Origin of the sequence: Streptomyces sp. NPDC051576, assembly GCF_040681835.1 — a bacterium.
Lineage (GTDB): Bacteria > Actinomycetota > Actinomycetes > Streptomycetales > Streptomycetaceae > Streptomyces.
This window is the reverse complement of sequence record NZ_JBFAZO010000003.1, coordinates 593,119-608,535: the sequence shown is the minus strand read 5'-3', so window position 1 is coordinate 608,535 and position 15,417 is coordinate 593,119. Positions and strand designations below refer to the sequence as shown.

Here is a 15,417-nt window from a genome sequence, read left to right as displayed (position 1 = left end):
CGATGCGAAGGTGAGCGAGTCGACGAAGCGCACGGAACCGAGCACCAAGCGCGTCAGACTGACCCCGGCCCAGCGCCGGGAGTCGATCCTGACGGCGGCCACGGAGGTCTTCGCCGACACCGGCTACCAGCGCACCAAGATGTCCGCCGTCGCCTCCAGGGTCGGCGTGAGCGAACCGGTCGTCTTCCAGAACTTCGGCACCAAGGCCGCGCTGTACCAGGCGGTCCTGGACCGGGCCGTCTCCCACGCCTGCGCCATGCTCACCGAGGCCGTACAGGACGGCCAGTCCGTCAGCGAGCTGCTGACCGGCTTCCTGGAGCCCGACCACATGGCCCGCTTCCACTCCCGGGGCTCGCTGGGCTTCCTCTTCGCGGACGCCTTCACACTCACCGGCGAGCCCGAGCTGCGGGAGGCGGTCCGGGCCGCGCACCAGCGCTTCGCCGACACCTTCGCCGAACTGGTCCGCGAGGGACAGCGGGAGGGCACGCTGCGCCGGGACCTCGAACCGCAGGCGGCCGCCTGGTGGCTGCTGTCCCTGCTGCACGCCCGCACCTTCCGGGCGGCCTTCATGCCCGAACAGGCAGAGATGGAAGGCCAGTTGGTGAGCATGACGCTGAACACCCTTACCGGGCGCTGAGCAGGCCGCATCCGGCGGTACGAGGACGGTCAAAAACAGCCACTCTCGATTCCTGGGTGATTCACAGGTTGCTCAGATTGCTTTTCGGGGCGATGCGCAGCACCGTTTTCTGCGCTCCAGTGCGTTCAGACAACGACACAGGACTTCCGGATCCCCTCACCGGCCCAACATGCGGCAATAGTTGTCAGATCCATGACAAAACAGCTGGTGAGGCGGTATTCGGAAGCCCTGCGGACTACTACCGAACGGACCCTAAGGTGCCAGAAAACAGCACACGCAGCAGACTGGCGGGGAGTTGGCAGCGGACGGGCGTGGCCTTCACGGCGGCCACCGTCTTCCTCTTAGGAGGGGCCTACGTCCACGCGAACGCCGCCACCGCCCAGAGCGACTCGTCCAGCGCCGCGGCGACCACGACCGTGTCGACCGCGGCGGTCTCGGACGTGGTCACCGCGGCCAACGCGTTCCTGAACACCCTGTCCACGAGCCAGAAATCGCAGGTGCTCCTCGGCTTCACGGAGGCCAACGCCACGGCCTGGTCGAACCTCCCCTGCGGCTCCTCCTGCCGCGTCGGCATTCAGTTCAGCACGCTCAGCAGCACCCAGCTCACCGCCGCCAAGGCGGTGGTCCAGGCGGCCACCGGGACGGGCAGCGGAACCGGGTACGACCAGGTCTCCAAGATCCTGGCCGCCGACGACATCCTCGGGCAGAGCTCCGGCGGCTACGGCAGCGGCAACTACTACCTGGCCTTCCTGGGCACCCCGAGCACGAGCGGCACCTGGCAGCTCCACTTCGGCGGCCACCACCTCGCGGTGAACCTCACCTACAAGGACGGCGCGGTCGAGGGCACGACCCCCTACTTCGTCGGCGTGGAGCCGTCGAGCTGGACCTCGAACGGCACCACGTACGCCCCGCTGAGCGGGATGCGCGACGCGATGCTCGCCATGCTCTCCGGCCTGAGCAGCAGCCAGCTCTCCCAGGCCAAGCTGTCGTCGTCGTTCAGCGACGTACTGCTGGGTCCGGGCAAGGACGGCCAGTTCCCGACGACCAAACAGGGCCTCGCGGTCAGCGGACTCTCCAGCGCCCAGCAGGCGCTCGTGCTCGCGGCCATCGCCCCGTGGGTCAAGGTCGCGGACGACACGACCTCCGCCTCGCTGCTGGCCACCTACCAGTCGGAGCTCGCCGGCACCTACATCTCCTACTCGGGCGGCAGCGGCCTGAGCAGCCAGGGTGACTACGTGCGCATCGACGGACCCGGCGTGTGGATCGAGTTCGTCTGCCAGAACGGCGTCATCTACCGCAACCAGGTGCACTATCACACCGTCTACCGCGACCACACCCGCGACTACGGCGGGGAGTTCGCCTTCTGATGAACCGCTCGCCGCTCTCCCTGTCATCGGCGCTCCGCATGACGGTCGGGTTGGCGGTGGCGGTCCTGGCGGCGCTGCTTCTGGCGGCGCCGCCGGCCGCCGCGCATCCCATGCCGCACTCGGTGCTCCTGCTCGACGTGCACGAGGCGTCGGTGACCGCCGAACTGGACCTGCCGCTCAGCGACTTCTCCCGGGCCAGCGGCATAGTCCTGGACGACACCACCACGGCGAGGCAACTGTCGGCACGGATCCCCGCGATCCGCCGCTACCTGTCCGCCCACGTCCGCCCCACCTCCCGCAAGGGCAAGGGCAAGGGCCAGGCATGGGCCGTCACGTTCGGCACCATGGCACTGAGCCGGGCGGAGCAGACCTCCACCGGCGTCTACCGGGAGCTGACCGTCCAGGCCACCCTCACACCGCCTCCCGGCGGGGACGTACGGCGGTTCGTCCTGGACTACGACGCCATCGTCCACCAGGTCGTCACGCACACCGTCCTGGTCTCCGTCCGTCAGGACTGGGCCACCGGCAAAGTAGCCGGCAAGGGCCAGGAGGGCGCGACCCAGGTCGGCGTCATCCGCATCGACACCCGGTCCATGACCATCGCCCCCCTCACCGTCGACCTGGACGGCGGCAGTGTCTGGAGCGGGACCTACGCCATGTTCCGGCTCGGCGCCGACCACATCCTCGAAGGCACCGACCATCTGCTGTTCCTGCTCATCCTGCTGCTGCCGGCACCGCTCCAGGCGGCCGGGAACCGCTGGCGCGGGACGGTAGGCACCCGCACCGCCCTCGGCCGGATCGGCCGCACCACTCTCGCGTTCACTCTCGGCCACTCGCTGGCGCTGGCGGTGAGCGCTTTCGGTCGCCTCGACATCCCGGCTCAGCCGGTCGAGGCGTTCATCGCCTTCAGCATTCTCGTCGGGGCCGTGCACGCCGTTCGCCCGATCTTTCCGGGACACGAGGCCGTCATCGCCGGTGTCTTCGGTCTCGGACACGGCCTGGCGTTCTCCTTCGTCCTGGCGGAGATGCACCTCTCGGCGGCCCAACTGGCCCTCAGCCTGGCCGGCTTCAACCTGGGCATCGAATGCATGCAACTCCTCCTGGTCCTGCTCGCCCTGCCGAGTCTGATCTGCCTGGTCCGGTTGCGCAGGCACTCAGTCGTGCGCAATGCCTGCGCGCTGCTGACCGCCGCTCTGGCCCTCGGCTGGCTGCTCGACCGCTCGGGCCTGCCCAACCCCGTCGCCCGCGCCGCGGACAGCGCCGGCACGCACACGTCGCAACTGCTCCTCGTCCTCGCCTCCACTGCTCTGCTCGCCACGCTCCGGATGATCACCCACCGTCGCGGACGGGGCAGCGAGGAGAGGGCGGGTACTCCGCCCGCGTTCACCGCCGGGGCCGAGGCGGTCTCACGTCAGTGAGCCGACCTCGACCCGCGTCGGGTCGATGCCCCTCATGCTGGTCTGCCGCCGCCGAGCCCACGCCATGTGCTCCTGCGACGGCGACCCTTCACTCACCGAGAGGGACTCCTCGCCACGGTCAACACCAGCGCGATCCTGCACTCCAGGGCTCCAGGGCTCCATTTGCTGCCGTCAGCGATCACTCGCCGAGCGCCGGATCCGGGCCAGGACGTTGATTGTCGGGGTCGGGGTCGGGGTCGGCCTCGACTTCGGCTTCACATCCCTCGGAGGCGGGCAAGATGGACCACCCAGTCCACTGCCACTGTGAGGAGGCGGGTCATGTCCGGGAAGCTGACGGCGAAGGGGCGGGCGACGCGGGGCCGGATCGTCCAGGGGGCGGCGGAGGTGCTGCGGGAGAAAGGTGTTTCCTCGGCGACGCTGGACGACATCATGGCCCAGACAAGCGCCAGCAAGAGCCAACTGTTCCACTACTTCCCGGCCGGCAAGGACGAACTGCTCCTCGCCGTGGCCCAGTTCGAGGCGGACCAGGTCCTGGAGGACCAGCAGCCCCATCTGGGACGCCTCGATTCCTGGGAGGCCTGGGACCGGTGGCGGGACGCGGTGATCAAGCGCTACGAGGCGCAAGGGGACCAGTGTCCGCTCGGCGCGCTGTTCCTTCAGGTCGGGCGTTCGACCCCCGGGGCGCGGGCGATCGTGGTCGAGCTGTTTCGCGGGTGGCAGGAGAGCCTGGCGGCGGGCATCCGGGCGCTGCAGGCGGCGGGCGAACTCTCCGACGGGCTTGATGTCGACGCACGGGCCGCGGCGCTGCTGGCCGCGATCCAAGGGGGCGTGTCGATCCTGCTGTCGACCGGCCGGTCCACGCATCTGCGTGCAGCCCTCGACGAGGGGATCGCGGATCTGCGCCGGGCGGGACTCGTCGGGGGGTGAGGGAGATCCGACGCGACCGGGCCGTGTCCGAGCCGTGCGTCCAGGCAAGTCCAGACCGGCCCACGCGCCCAGCCACTCCGGGCCAGTCCACACATCTGCGGGCAGCCCCCGACCAGGACATCACAAACCCACACCGCACAGACCACGCCATGGGATGACGCGGGACCCGACACAGCCGGGACGGTGACCATGTCCGAGCCACGCACCCAACCAAGTCCAGACCGGCCCACGCACCCAACCGCTCCCGGCCAGTCCACACACCTGCCGGCAGCCCCCGACCAAGACATCACAAACCCACACCGCACAGACCACGCCACAGGGTGACGCGGGACCCGACACAGCCGGGGCGGTGGCCATGTCCAGCCACGTGCCCCGGCAAGTCCGGTCCCGTCCAGGCGCCCCGGCAGCGCTCGCGCCAACTACCGTGCGGCGCCCGACAGTTCATGGGGCTGACGCACCGGACCACGACCCGTCGGCCGGCTTCGATGCGACGACGGAGCCCCTACGTGGACGCCGGTACGAAGACCGTCTCCGAGGTAGCCGACTGGAAGTTGTTGTCGGCGTCGAAGACGGCCCGGTAGTAGCCGGCGCCGCTCTGGTCGAGGTCCGCGGCGAAGTCGTTGCCGTTGCCTCCCCAGGACGCCTCGACCGTGGTGAGCGTCGACCAGGTCACGCCGTCGGGCGAGTACTGGATGTGGACGTAGATCCAGGCGGGCGTCCACCCGTCGGGGAAGTCGATGAGCCCCTCGGCGTGGACCTGCCCGGTGTCGGAGCGGGCGGCTGTGAAGGCGGTGAACTTCGACGCCCGGTGCACATGGACGACGTCGCTGGTACCGGTGCCGGCCTGGAGGAACGGATCGTCCGAGGTGTCCAGGGCGAGCTGGAAGTAACCGCCCTGCCATGGCGTGTAGTTCATCGTGAAGGTGCCGTCGTCGGCGGTGGTGAAGCGGCCCACGGTGTCGGTCTGCGCGTCGTCGGGGCCGAACAGGACGCCCCCGGATCGCCCGGCCAGCGGCACCCAGCCGTCCGCGGTCTTCTGCTCGACCTTGACGCTCAGCGTGACCGGCTGACCGAAGTCGACGTCGGTCGCACTCACCGTGGACGTGAAGCGGGTCGGGATCTGGTCGACACCGATCTGCACCGGCTCCGACTCCCCGTACAAGACCGTCGGCGTACCGCCGTCCATGCTGAACACGGCCTGGACGGGCGCCGCGCCGTCGAGCCGCACCGAGGCGGTGAAGTGGCCGCGCGCGTCGGTGGTCACCGTGGTCTGCGTCCAGTAGTCGACGTTGATCTCCACCTGACGTGCCGCGAGCGGCCGCACCTGACGGGTCGGCCACCGCCCGTACAGCGTCCCCTCGACCCGTACGTCACGGTGGTCCCGGTCGATGGCGGTGCGATCGACGGTGAGCGCGCCGAACTTCGCCACGACGAAGTAGGCGAAGTCCCCCGCCGACTGCTGCCGCACATGGCCGCCGTCGGCGTCCGTCACCTCCACGTCGACGCGGTACGAGCCGAACTCGGGCAGTTTCAACGGCTTCCGGGTACGCCAGGTGCCGTCCTGACGCGTGCCGGAGAAGAGCCGGAAGTCCTTGGTCCCGATCTCGGCGACCTCGGTCTGCGTGGTGTACGAGACCAGGTGTGCCGTGATGCTCGTGATGTCGGCCCCGGACCGGGCACCGATCTGCAGGGTCCCCAGGTCCTCCGACACGCTCCCCGCGTAAGTGACCTCCGGCTGGTCCGCGGCGTGCGCGGCGGTCACACCCCCCATGCCGAGCGCGGCGGCCGCGACGGCCACCGTGACCCATCTGCGCATCCTCCACAACAACACTCTGATCCCCACCCTCTGACGCGTTCGAGACGGCGGAAGCCCGCTGCGGACCGCCCGCCCCGGTCGTCCGTCTTTCGTCTTTCGCCTTTGTATCGACCGTCTTTATATCGACCGCTCAGCACAGGCGCACAGGGATTAGGTGCGGGCGCGGACCCCGTCGGACGGCCACCGCCCGTCCTGCGCCTCTTCATCTCATCTGCCCGCTATTGCACAGCTGTGACAGTGAACGCACAGCTCCGTCACCCCCCGTTGGCAGACTCCCCTCATCGCCGCGTCAGCGTCAGCGTCCGCGCCAGCGTCATTCACGTCCTGGGGGAACCACGATGTCCGCTCGTCACCGTCGCCGTACCGCGGCCGCCGTCACCGCGGGTACCGCCGCACTGCTCACCCTGTGCGGCGGTGCCGCCGTAGCGACGGCCGCTCCGTCCGTACGGGCCGTCACCGTGCCCAGGGGCTGACCATCAGCGACGGCACCCGCCACGTCCTCGTCGGCGGCAGGTCGATCGACTTCGGCACCACCGTCCGTGACCTGGCCTGGAACCCCGGCGGCGGCAAGGCCGCGTTCATCGACGGCCACGGCGACCTCGTGGTGTCCAACCCCGACGGCAGCCACCGTGTCACCGTCGCCGCCAACCCGGGCGGGCAGACGTGGTCGCACCCCACCTGGCAGGTCGCCAAGGCCGACAGGGCGAACGGGATCCCCGCGAAGAACAACCTCGTCTTCGCCGCCAAGATCCACGGTAGGACCGTACTGGAAGGCGTCAAGGCCACCAGCAACCACGGCAGGCCGGCGAAGATCAGCCTCAACGGCTACGCGGGCGACGGCGCCGTCCCGCAGACCGACAACGCCTGGCCCAACGTCGGCGGGGCGTACGGCACGGCCGTCTACGAGAACACCCGCACCGGCGAGGTCTACATCCGCGACGACTACCTGCGGCAGCAGGGCGGCGCGCTGGCCAAGGGCTCCGAGCCCGCGCTCTCCCCCGACGACGAGGAGGTCGTCTTCGTCCGCTCCGTGCACGGACACGACCACCTCTTCGTCGATGACTTCGGCGGCGGCACCAATGTCGTCAAGGACATCACCCCCACCGCGACCACGAACTACACCGAGCCGACCTGGTCGCCCAACGGCAGGACCATCGCCTTCCGCGCCCCCACCGGCACGTACACCGTCACCAGGACCGCCCACGGCTTCGGCAAGCCCGTCAAGGTCTCCCGGCACACCGGTCTGCCCGCCTACCGCGGCTGACCGCCGCCCAACCCGCCGCCGGAGCGGGCGAGTTCGGCCCGTAGCTCCGCGAGGTGCTCGTCGGCCGTGTCGTGCGGCAGATACTCGACCACATCGAGAAAACGGAACAGGACCTTGGACCGGGTGACGGCGAACTCGTAGTCGCCGAACCCCACCACGGCACCCAACTCCCCCCGGACGGCGCCCCGGACGACATGCGCGGTCATGTCGTCCGGGCTGTCCGCGCTCAGCCCCCGGCGCGCGTTGGGGCGCGCCAGATAAGGGCAGACCATCGAGGCGTAGAGCATGCACGCGCGATGCCCCGGGCCCTCCAGCGTCGCCGACATATTGCGGTACGGCCGCCCGGCGGCCAGCGCCGCACCGATCGCGGCACTCTCCGCGGCCCCGACCACCCGCCACACCGGGCCCCTGGGCATCAGGGTGTCGCACACGGAACACAGCCGCTGTCGCGCGCACTCGGCGCTGCGTCCGTAGTCGGTGATCGCGAACTGCGGCTCGCCACCCTCCCACGGGGTGATGGCGGGCACGGGATAGCCACGGTTGTCACGAGGCCTGGCCTCGACCGTCGCCGGCATCGGAACGGAATCGAATCGCACACCTCATGTTCAACCACCCGCGCGCGGTACGGCGACGGTTGCGCGATGTCCGCTTCGGCCCCGCCCGCGCGGAGGGCGGGGCCGTCGCGGCGCACCGCGGCGAAGGATCAGTCCTGCTCGGCGGGGGCCTCGAAGTCCGGGGCCTCCGGAAGCAGTACCAAGTCGATCTCCGGCCGGGAGAGGAGGGGGCCCAGGGCTATGCCGCGCTCCGCCGGCCAGAACGTGGGCTCCTCGCCGGGGACGGGGTCGTCCCCGCCCTCCAGCCACAGGGTCTCGCCTCCACCGGGGGTGAAGAAGGAGATCATGTGCGCCTGTTCCTCGGTGCGGTTGCGGAAGCGGTGCCGGGTGCCCCGGGGCACGAAGACGAAGTCACCGGGGTTCGCGGTGAAGGTCTCCTCGCCGTTCAGGAACTCCACCTCGCCCGAGATGACGTAGAAGGACTCGTCGGCGCTCCTGTGCACGTGCGCGATCGGCCCGCCGCCCGGAGGCAGCCAGCAGTCGGTGAAGCCGAGGATGCCGCCGGTGGAGTCGGCCGGCGCGAGGGTCGAGTAGACGTCGCCGGACATCCACTTGACGACGCCCTTCTCGGCGGGGACATGCATGACGCGCGGACGCAGGTAGTCCGCCGTCTCCGGGTCCACGGTCTCGGTGTTGTTGTTCGACGGTGCAGAACTCATGTCTCTTCCTTGGGAGTTCGGAACGTGAGATGCATCGATGCGCCGGGCGGCGACGGGGCGCCGCCCGGAGGTGTGTGGTGTGACGCCGTGTTCCGCGGCGGGTCAGCGGACGCCGTACTCGCGGGCCAGCCGGGAAGCGGCTCCGATGCCGCCGGTGAAGGGCTCGCCGTGGCCGGGCAGCAGCATGCCCACCGCGGGCAGTTCGTCGAGCCGGTCGAGGGCGGCGAGGGCGGCGCGGCTGTCGTGGGTGAAGCAGCGGCACACCAGCGTGGGCCCGGTGCGGCCGGAGAACGCGTCGGCGGTGACCAGGGCGTCGCCGGTGAAGAGCAGCCCGCGGTCGGCGAAGAGGTACACGGTGCTGCCGGGTGTGTGTCCGGCCATGACGACGGCCTGTGGGGCGCCCGGCAGGTCCTTGAGCACCCGGTCGGTGTCGAAGACGAGCGCGTCCCGCACGGCGGGCGCGGTGAAGGCTCCGGAGCGGGCCAGCCGGAGCGGGAGGGCGATCGCGGAGGGCCGGCGCAGCAGGTAGGGGAGCATCGAACGCTCCGGCTTGGCATGGCGGTTGGCGCTGCGCGGGCCGTCGCGCAGGATCCCGGCGTCCCGCTCGTGGATCCAGATGTCGGCGCCGGTCTGCTGAAGGGTGTGAGCCAGACCGGTGTGGTCGAGATGGCCGTGGGTCAGCAGCACGGCACGGATGTCGTCCAGCGGGCGACCGAGGTCGTGCAGCAGCGCGTCGAGCTGTTCCCGATGCGCGGGCAGCCCCGCGTCGACCAGGACGAGGCCGTCGGGGTCCTCGATCAGGTAGAAGTTGACGCCGTGATCACCGAGGCGGTGGACGCCGGGTGCCACCTGCACGGTCGCGGGGTGGGACATGAGAACCTCCGGCAACGGAGCTGTGCGGATGCAATCGGATATTCGATACAGTCGACTGTAACAGATTAAGGGGGTGTGCCGATGTCTGGCGAGACGCCACGCCGGCCCTACAACTCCGAGCGCCGGCGCGAGGCCGCGCGCCGCAACCGCGCCGCCGTACTGGACGCCTGCCGCGAGCTGCTCTTCCGGGACGGCTTCCACGCCACGACCATCCGCGCGGTCGCCGAACGGGCCGGTGTCTCCGCCGAGACCGTCTACAAGTCCTTCGGCGGAAAACCGGGCATGGTCAAAGCCCTGTGGGACATCACGCTGGCCGGCGACGACGAACCGGTGGCCATGGCGGACCGCCCCCAGATGCGCGAGGTCCTGCGGACGACGGACCCGGTCGCCAAGTTCCTGCTCTACGCCGCGTTCGTGCGCGGGCTCAATGAACGCGTGGCCGCGCTGTTCGCCCTGCTCACCCAGGCCGGGCCGGACGTCGGCGAGGTCCTGGCGACCGCCGAGCAGGAGCGCCTGATCGGTGTCACCGCGTTCGTCACCCACCTCGACGAGACCGGTGCGCTGCGTCCGGGCTCGGACCCGGCACACGTCGTGGACGCCGTCTGGGCCCTGGCCGGACCGCAACTGTTCACCCAGCTCACCGCGGGACGCGGCTGGCCGGCCGCCACCTACGAGAAATGGCTGGCCGACACACTCACGGCCACACTCCTGCCGCTCCCGTCCCGGGAGGGGTGAGCGGCGCGGGCGTTCAGCTGCTCGGCCGTACATCGCGCCGAGCCGCCCCGCCTGGAGTAGGACGTCCAGGTCCGGGCACAAGGGAACCCGAGGGGCAGATGGGCACGAGCCACCCCGACCGCCGCCTGTCCATCCAGCGGGAGACGACCTGTGACGCGCTCCATCCGTACGCCCCCTGGGGCCGTCCCGCCGCTGCCGGGGAAGCCGTGAGCGCGGCGGAGCCGTACACCGGCCGGGCCCGCCGGATCGCCTGGTTCCGGCCGCCCGCCGCCTGGTGGCCCGCGCTGCGGCGCACGCCGGTGTCGCTGTGGAACGACGACATCACGGACTACGCGGCGGCGCTGACGTACTACGCGATCCTGGCGGTGCTCCCCGCGATGCTGGCGACGGTCCTGGCGTTCGGTCTGATCAGCCCGGAGACGGCCGAGGAGTTCGTCACCCACGTCACCGCCTACGCCCCGGCCGGCTCCGGCGCCGACCTGCACGCCGTCCTGTCCCACGCGCTGGACGCGGACGGTACGGCGTGGCCGCTGCTCGTGACCGGTGCCGCCAGCGCGCTGTGGTCGGCGTCCAGCTATCTCGCCGTGTTCCGCCGCGCCCTGCACCGCATGCACCGCACCGAGGACCGCCGCTCGACCTGGCGCCGAGCACCCCGCATCGTGCTCACCGCGCTGGCCCTGCTCGGCCTGCTCCTCGTCGGCTCGCTCACCCTCCTGCTGACCGGCCCGCTCGCCGAGGTCGTCGGCCGGACCTTCGGCATGGGCCGCACCGCGGCCTGGGCATGGAACCTGCTGCGCTGGCCGGTACTGCTGTGCCTGGTCGCGCTCCTGGTCGTGGTCGTCTTCCACACCGGCCCGGCATCCGCCCGCCGCCACGGCCACACCCTGCCCGGCGGCGCACTGGCCGCCGCGCTGTGGCTGAGCGTCTCCGCGGGCTTCTCGGCGTACGCCTCGACCCTCGGCGCCTACAGCAGGCTGTACGGCTCGCTCTCCGGCATCGTCGTCTTCCTCGTCTGGCTGTGGCTGTCGAACCTGGCGCTGCTCACGGGCGCCCAGTTCGCGGCGGAACTGGACGGGCCGCGGGGCCGGAGCACGGAGGAGCCGGTGATCCCGTAACCCTCCCGGGGTCGTGGGCGACCCGCCGCCTCCATCCTTTGGTATAGGCCCCTTTCCTCCGCTGCGCCGACGACCGGCCGCCGCGCCGCCGGAATGCTGGAGGCCATGGACATCATCTCGCTCACCGTCGTACTCAGCGCGGTCGTGGTCGTGGCCGCCTCGGTCCTCATCGCCTCCAACGAACCTCCGCTGTGGATCTACGCGTTGAGCGCGGCGGGCTCGCTGCTCCTGAGCGACGCACTGCTCCACGGCCCGGCCGCCACCTCCGTCCTCGGCGACAACTTCGTGGGCGCGTGGGCCGTACGGATCGCCCTCACCTCCGCCGTCACGGCGGTGTTGGGCTTCTTCGTCAGGAGTAGACGGGAGCGGCAGGCGGGTGCCGAGGACGTCGACGTCTCGGCACCCGCTCCCTGAAGGCTCGGAGCAAGGAGGCTCACTGCGCCCGAATCGCCTCCGCAGGCCCCGTCCGCAGCGCCTGCCGGGTCGGGAGTTCGATGGTCAGGAACGCCGTGGCGGTGACCGTGAGGGCGAGGGCCGGGAGGAGCCAGGTGGGGCCCGCGGGCCAGGGGTGGCCGAGGAAGCCCTGTCCGAGGAGGGCCAGGGGGAGTGCGGAGAGGAGCAGGGCGGTGGTGAGTGCGGTGGCGGCGGTGACCGCGGCCTCGCGGCGCATCATCGCGCGGATCTGGCGGGGGGTGGTGCCGTTGAGGCGGAGGGCGCCCAGTTCGACCCTGCGCTGGGCGGTCGCCGCGACGAGCTTGTTGGCGATGCTCAGGAGGAGGTAGCCGAGCAGGACGACGATGGTGACCAGGTTGATCCACACCTCGGGCGGGGCGTCCTTCAGACCGCCGGTGGAGGGGGAGTTGGCGGGGGCGAGGTCCAGGCCGGGGTGGGACGCGGCGAGAGCCGTCAGGCTCGCCCTCGCCCTCGCCGTGCCGTCCGTGCGGATCAGGAGGGACTGGTCGAGGGTCGTCGTAGTGTGGCCGGCGGCCAGGTCGTGGGAGAGCACCACCGTGCCGAAGCCGAGGCCCCTGCCGTAGACGGCGACGACCTTGGCGCGGACCCGGGTGCCGTCGCCGAGGACCAGGTTCACCCGGTGGCCCAGCGTCGCGGAGCGCGAGCGGGCGACGTCGGCGCTGACGGCGACGGTCGCGCCGGTGAGGCGGTCCAGGGCGCCGTTCCGTACGTCGAGGTCGAGGACGCCCGCCGCGTCCGGGGTGAGGATCGTCGCGGGACCCGACTCGGACACCGGGTCGCCGAACTGCTCGTACTCCCACACCACGGTCGTCGTGCCGACCGGCGCGGCGGCCCGCACCCCGGCCGTCTTCCGTACGACGGTGAGGGTACCCGGGGGTAGACCTCCCAACTCCGGTGCGCTCAGGCGCAGTTGGGCCAGGGTGCCGGTGCGGGTGTCGTGGGCGGTGGCGGCCAGGACGGTGGTCTGGGTGAAGGTGTACGTCAGCACGAACACGACCGCCATCGCCAGCGTGGAGACGATCCCCGCGTTGCGCAGGGCGTAGGCGCGGAGGTTGGCCATCGCCAGCCAGGTCGGCGCGGAACCGCCGTACCGCGTCGCGCGGGCCGCCGCGCCGCCGATGCCCCGCACCAGCGCCGGACCGGCCAGCGCCAGGCCGATCGCCCCGACGATGCCGGCGATCGAGGTGGCCGTGGCACCGATGACCGTCCGCACGAAGAGCGGCACGGCCGACATGGCCAGCGCGGCGAGGATGACGATCACGCCGATCCGGGTCCGGGTCCGCGACGGTTCGCGCGGTTCACTGCGGGATTCGGCGACCGCCTCGGTGGCCGGCATCCGCGAAGTGCGCCAGGCCGAGCAGCGGGCCGACACCTGGACGGCCAGGAGCAGCAGGACGATCGCCGCGAGGGCGGGCAACGGGCTGAAGGTGAGCGGGAGTTCGGCCGGAATGACGGCGTGGTCCACGAGCAGGGCGCGGAACTGTCCGGCGAGGAGGTAGCCGAGTCCGACGCCGGGTGCCACGGCCACCGCCGCTACGACACTGGACTGGGCGGCGGCCAGTCGGCGGATCTGCTTCGGGGTCGCGCCGACCGCCCGCATCAGCGCCAGGTCGCGGCGCTGCCCGGCGATCGACACGGCCAGCGCGCTCGCCATCACGAACCCGGTGATCAGCACGACGATCCCGGACAGCGAACCGGCGAGCAGCACCAGCAGCGAGCGGGAGGCGCCGGCCCCGGGCGCGGCCGTGTCGCCCCGCCCATCGCCGGTGACGGTCAGCAGGCCGGTGCCCTTCAGCTCCGTACGGACCTCGGCGGCGACCCGCCCCTCGGCGCCGGGCGCGGTGCGCAGACCCACCAGGTCGACGCGGCCGGCGTGACCGGAGAGTCGTAGGGCCGTCGTGTCGGCGAAGTACACGCCCGCACCCGTGCCCCGCGTGTCGACCACGGCGGAGACCCGATAGCCGGTGGCCGGGCGGGCGTTGACGACGACCTGGACCCTGTCGCCCGGCCCGATGCCCGTTGCCTCGGCGGTGGCGCGGTCCACGGCGATCTCGTCGGAGGCGTCCGGCGCGCTGCCGATGATGTGCGCGTCCGCGAGCAGCCGCGTCGAGGACCAGCCGTGTCCCGCCACCTGCGGATCGCCGGCCGGGACGTCCACCTGTCCGTGGGCGTCGACGAGGGCGGCGGGGAAGCCGATGTCACCGACCGCCGCGCTGACGCCGGGCAACTTGCCCAGTTCGCCGACCAGTTGGGCCGGGATCCTACGGCGTTCCGGGAGCGCGAGCGGCAGGTCGCCGGCCGGGTGGTACTCCTGGTCGGCCGCGACCACCACGGACGCGCCGGCGAGCCGGCCGGCGGGCAGGTGGGAGCGGAGGCCGGACTCGGCCAGGACGCCGGTCGCGGTGATCAGCGCCGCGCCGCCGAGGACCGCGCAGGCCACGGCGATCAGCGCCGTGACGCGGTGCCCGACCATCTGTATCGCGAGACGGAACATGACTCACACCTCTCCCAACGCGACCATGCGGCTTGCCAGTTCGGGGGCGGTGGGCGCCTTGAGGGCCTCGACCACCCGGCCGTCCGCCATCACCAGCACCTGGTGCGCGCGGGCGGCGGCGGCCGGGTCGTGGGTGACCATCACCACCGTCTGACCCAGATCGGCGACGAGGTCGCGCAACAGGTCGAGGACCTCGTGCGCGCTGCGCAGATCGAGCGCGCCGGTCGGTTCGTCGGCGAACACGACGGCGGGCCTGGCCACCAACGCCCGTACTACGGCGGCCCGTTGCTGCTGCCCGCCGGACAGCTCGGCCGGGCGGTGGCTCAGCCGGTCGCCCAGTCCGACCCGCTCCACCAGCGTCCGCAGCCAGTCACGGTCCGCCGTACGTCCCGCCAGCCGCAGCGGCAGCGTGATGTTGTCCTCGATGGAGAGGGAGGGGATCAGGTTGTACGCCTGGAACACGAACCCGACGCGTTCGCGGCGCAGTCGGGTCCTGCGGGTCTCGTTCAGTCCGGCGATCTCGTGACCGTCGATGCGGACGCTGCCCGAGGTCGGGGAGTCGAGTCCGGCGGCACAGTGCATCAGCGTGCTCTTGCCGGAACCCGAGGGTCCCATCACGGCGAGGAAGGTGCCGCGTTCCACGGTCAACGAGACGTCGTCCAGGGCGAGTACGCCGCCGGGGTACGCCTTGCTGACCCGCTCCAGGGAAATGGCGTTCATCGCCGGCCCCGCAGGTTGCGTACGACGAGGGCGCCCGCGCACAGCACGGTGACCGCGCCGCACACCAGGTGCACCCAGGTGTGGGCGCCGCCGAAGGAGAGCGCCATGTTGGTGAGCGCACTGGCCACCACCGCCATCCAGAGCAGGGTGCGGGCGATGTCCCCGGAGCTGAGCCGGTCGGCGGGGTCGGGGGTCGTCGTGCTCTGCGTCTTCTGCATCGGGGCTGCTCCCGTGAGTGGGTGAGGGGGCCGTGGGTCGTGAGGGGGCCGAGGGCCGTGAGGGGCCGTGGGCCGTTCCCGCTGTC

Annotated in this window: 15 protein-coding genes; 8 read left to right on the top strand and 7 right to left on the bottom strand. The window is 71.3% G+C overall.

The features are described from left to right. Positions 1–10: 10 nt before the first annotated feature. The 4 genes from AB0M63_RS12615 to AB0M63_RS12600 all read left to right on the top strand — a co-directional run bounded on the left by AB0M63_RS12615 (position 11) and on the right by AB0M63_RS12600 (position 4,349). Positions 11–637, top strand: a complete 627-nt coding sequence (locus AB0M63_RS12615; protein ID WP_366019343.1) for a TetR/AcrR family transcriptional regulator — start codon at positions 11–13, stop codon at positions 635–637. A gap of 257 nt (positions 638–894) precedes the next feature. Beyond that, entirely contained in the window at positions 895–2,004 is a 1,110-nt protein-coding gene (locus tag AB0M63_RS12610; protein ID WP_366019342.1) for a DUF3500 domain-containing protein, read from the top strand. Next, positions 2,004–3,422, top strand: a complete 1,419-nt coding sequence (locus AB0M63_RS12605; protein ID WP_355916861.1) for a HupE/UreJ family protein — start codon at positions 2,004–2,006, stop codon at positions 3,420–3,422. The genes AB0M63_RS12610 and AB0M63_RS12605 overlap by 1 nt, the downstream gene beginning before the upstream one ends. 318 nt (positions 3,423–3,740) lie before the next feature. After that, positions 3,741–4,349 (top strand): TetR/AcrR family transcriptional regulator, encoded by a 609-nt coding sequence (locus tag AB0M63_RS12600; RefSeq protein WP_355916858.1) that lies wholly within the window; start codon positions 3,741–3,743, stop codon positions 4,347–4,349. A 502-nt stretch (positions 4,350–4,851) separates the two neighbouring features. On the opposite strand, the gene AB0M63_RS12595 is transcribed toward AB0M63_RS12600, so the two are convergent. Further along, positions 4,852–6,165: a hypothetical protein gene (locus AB0M63_RS12595; protein WP_355916855.1), complete on the bottom strand. Its 1,314-nt coding sequence runs from the start codon at positions 6,163–6,165 to the stop codon at positions 4,852–4,854. Positions 6,166–6,571: 406 nt separating this feature from the next. On the opposite strand from AB0M63_RS12595, the gene AB0M63_RS12590 reads away from it, so the two are divergent. After that, the gene (locus tag AB0M63_RS12590; RefSeq protein WP_366019341.1) at positions 6,572–7,429 is read left to right on the top strand and encodes a hypothetical protein; all 858 of its coding nucleotides are present in this window, start codon (positions 6,572–6,574) and stop codon (positions 7,427–7,429) included. On the opposite strand, the gene AB0M63_RS12585 is transcribed toward AB0M63_RS12590, so the two are convergent. The 3 genes from AB0M63_RS12585 to AB0M63_RS12575 form a co-directional block, all read right to left on the bottom strand. After that, positions 7,417–7,956 (bottom strand): hypothetical protein, encoded by a 540-nt coding sequence (locus AB0M63_RS12585; protein ID WP_366019340.1) that lies wholly within the window; start codon positions 7,954–7,956, stop codon positions 7,417–7,419. The genes AB0M63_RS12590 and AB0M63_RS12585 overlap by 13 nt on opposite strands. Positions 7,957–8,132: 176 nt before the next feature. Further along, on the bottom strand, positions 8,133–8,702 hold the full coding sequence (locus tag AB0M63_RS12580; RefSeq protein WP_355916846.1) for a cupin domain-containing protein: 570 nt from the start codon (positions 8,700–8,702) through the stop codon (positions 8,133–8,135). A 102-nt stretch (positions 8,703–8,804) separates the two neighbouring features. Continuing rightward, entirely contained in the window at positions 8,805–9,575 is a 771-nt protein-coding gene (locus AB0M63_RS12575; RefSeq protein ID WP_366019339.1) for an MBL fold metallo-hydrolase, read from the bottom strand. Positions 9,576–9,656: 81 nt separating this feature from the next. On the opposite strand from AB0M63_RS12575, the gene AB0M63_RS12570 reads away from it, so the two are divergent. The 3 genes from AB0M63_RS12570 (at position 9,657) to AB0M63_RS12560 (ending at position 11,839) form a co-directional block, all read left to right on the top strand. Beyond that, positions 9,657–10,310: a helix-turn-helix domain-containing protein gene (locus tag AB0M63_RS12570; protein WP_355916840.1), complete on the top strand. Its 654-nt coding sequence runs from the start codon at positions 9,657–9,659 to the stop codon at positions 10,308–10,310. 98 nt (positions 10,311–10,408) lie between these two features. Then, on the top strand, positions 10,409–11,425 hold the full coding sequence (locus AB0M63_RS12565) for a YihY/virulence factor BrkB family protein (RefSeq protein ID WP_355916837.1): 1,017 nt from the start codon (positions 10,409–10,411) through the stop codon (positions 11,423–11,425). Between the two features lie 105 nt (positions 11,426–11,530). Further along, positions 11,531–11,839, top strand: coding sequence for a hypothetical protein (locus AB0M63_RS12560; protein ID WP_366019338.1), 309 nt, complete (start codon positions 11,531–11,533; stop codon positions 11,837–11,839). Between the two features lie 19 nt (positions 11,840–11,858). On the opposite strand, the gene AB0M63_RS12555 is transcribed toward AB0M63_RS12560, so the two are convergent. The 3 genes from AB0M63_RS12555 to AB0M63_RS12545 are packed head-to-tail and all read right to left on the bottom strand — an operon-like array spanning position 11,859 to position 15,331. Then, positions 11,859–14,393 (bottom strand): FtsX-like permease family protein, encoded by a 2,535-nt coding sequence (locus AB0M63_RS12555; RefSeq protein WP_366019337.1) that lies wholly within the window; start codon positions 14,391–14,393, stop codon positions 11,859–11,861. A gap of 3 nt (positions 14,394–14,396) precedes the next feature. Further along, positions 14,397–15,113, bottom strand: coding sequence for an ABC transporter ATP-binding protein (locus AB0M63_RS12550; protein ID WP_355916820.1), 717 nt, complete (start codon positions 15,111–15,113; stop codon positions 14,397–14,399). After that, positions 15,110–15,331 carry a hypothetical protein gene (locus AB0M63_RS12545; protein ID WP_355916817.1) on the bottom strand — a complete coding sequence of 74 codons (222 nt, stop codon included), beginning with the start codon at positions 15,329–15,331 and terminating at the stop codon, positions 15,110–15,112. The genes AB0M63_RS12550 and AB0M63_RS12545 overlap by 4 nt, the downstream gene beginning before the upstream one ends. Between the last annotated feature and the right edge of the window lie 86 nt (positions 15,332–15,417).

What these genes read in the sequence shown, in the direction of transcription:
- AB0M63_RS12605 (WP_355916861.1), top strand. Translation starts at nt 2,004, where the DNA reads ATGAACCGCTCGCCGCTCTCCCTGTCATCGGCGCTCCGCATGACGGTC.
- AB0M63_RS12600 (WP_355916858.1), top strand. Translation starts at nt 3,741, where the DNA reads ATGTCCGGGAAGCTGACGGCGAAGGGGCGGGCGACGCGGGGCCGGATC.
- AB0M63_RS12595 (WP_355916855.1), bottom strand. Translation starts at nt 6,165, where the DNA reads ATGCGCAGATGGGTCACGGTGGCCGTCGCGGCCGCCGCGCTCGGCATG.
- AB0M63_RS12580 (WP_355916846.1), bottom strand. Translation starts at nt 8,702, where the DNA reads ATGAGTTCTGCACCGTCGAACAACAACACCGAGACCGTGGACCCGGAG.
- AB0M63_RS12575 (WP_366019339.1), bottom strand. Translation starts at nt 9,575, where the DNA reads ATGTCCCACCCCGCGACCGTGCAGGTGGCACCCGGCGTCCACCGCCTC.
- AB0M63_RS12570 (WP_355916840.1), top strand. Translation starts at nt 9,657, where the DNA reads ATGTCTGGCGAGACGCCACGCCGGCCCTACAACTCCGAGCGCCGGCGC.
- AB0M63_RS12565 (WP_355916837.1), top strand. Translation starts at nt 10,409, where the DNA reads ATGGGCACGAGCCACCCCGACCGCCGCCTGTCCATCCAGCGGGAGACG.
- AB0M63_RS12560 (WP_366019338.1), top strand. Translation starts at nt 11,531, where the DNA reads ATGGACATCATCTCGCTCACCGTCGTACTCAGCGCGGTCGTGGTCGTG.
- AB0M63_RS12555 (WP_366019337.1), bottom strand. Translation starts at nt 14,393, where the DNA reads ATGTTCCGTCTCGCGATACAGATGGTCGGGCACCGCGTCACGGCGCTG.
- AB0M63_RS12550 (WP_355916820.1), bottom strand. Translation starts at nt 15,113, where the DNA reads ATGAACGCCATTTCCCTGGAGCGGGTCAGCAAGGCGTACCCCGGCGGC.
- AB0M63_RS12545 (WP_355916817.1), bottom strand. Translation starts at nt 15,331, where the DNA reads ATGCAGAAGACGCAGAGCACGACGACCCCCGACCCCGCCGACCGGCTC.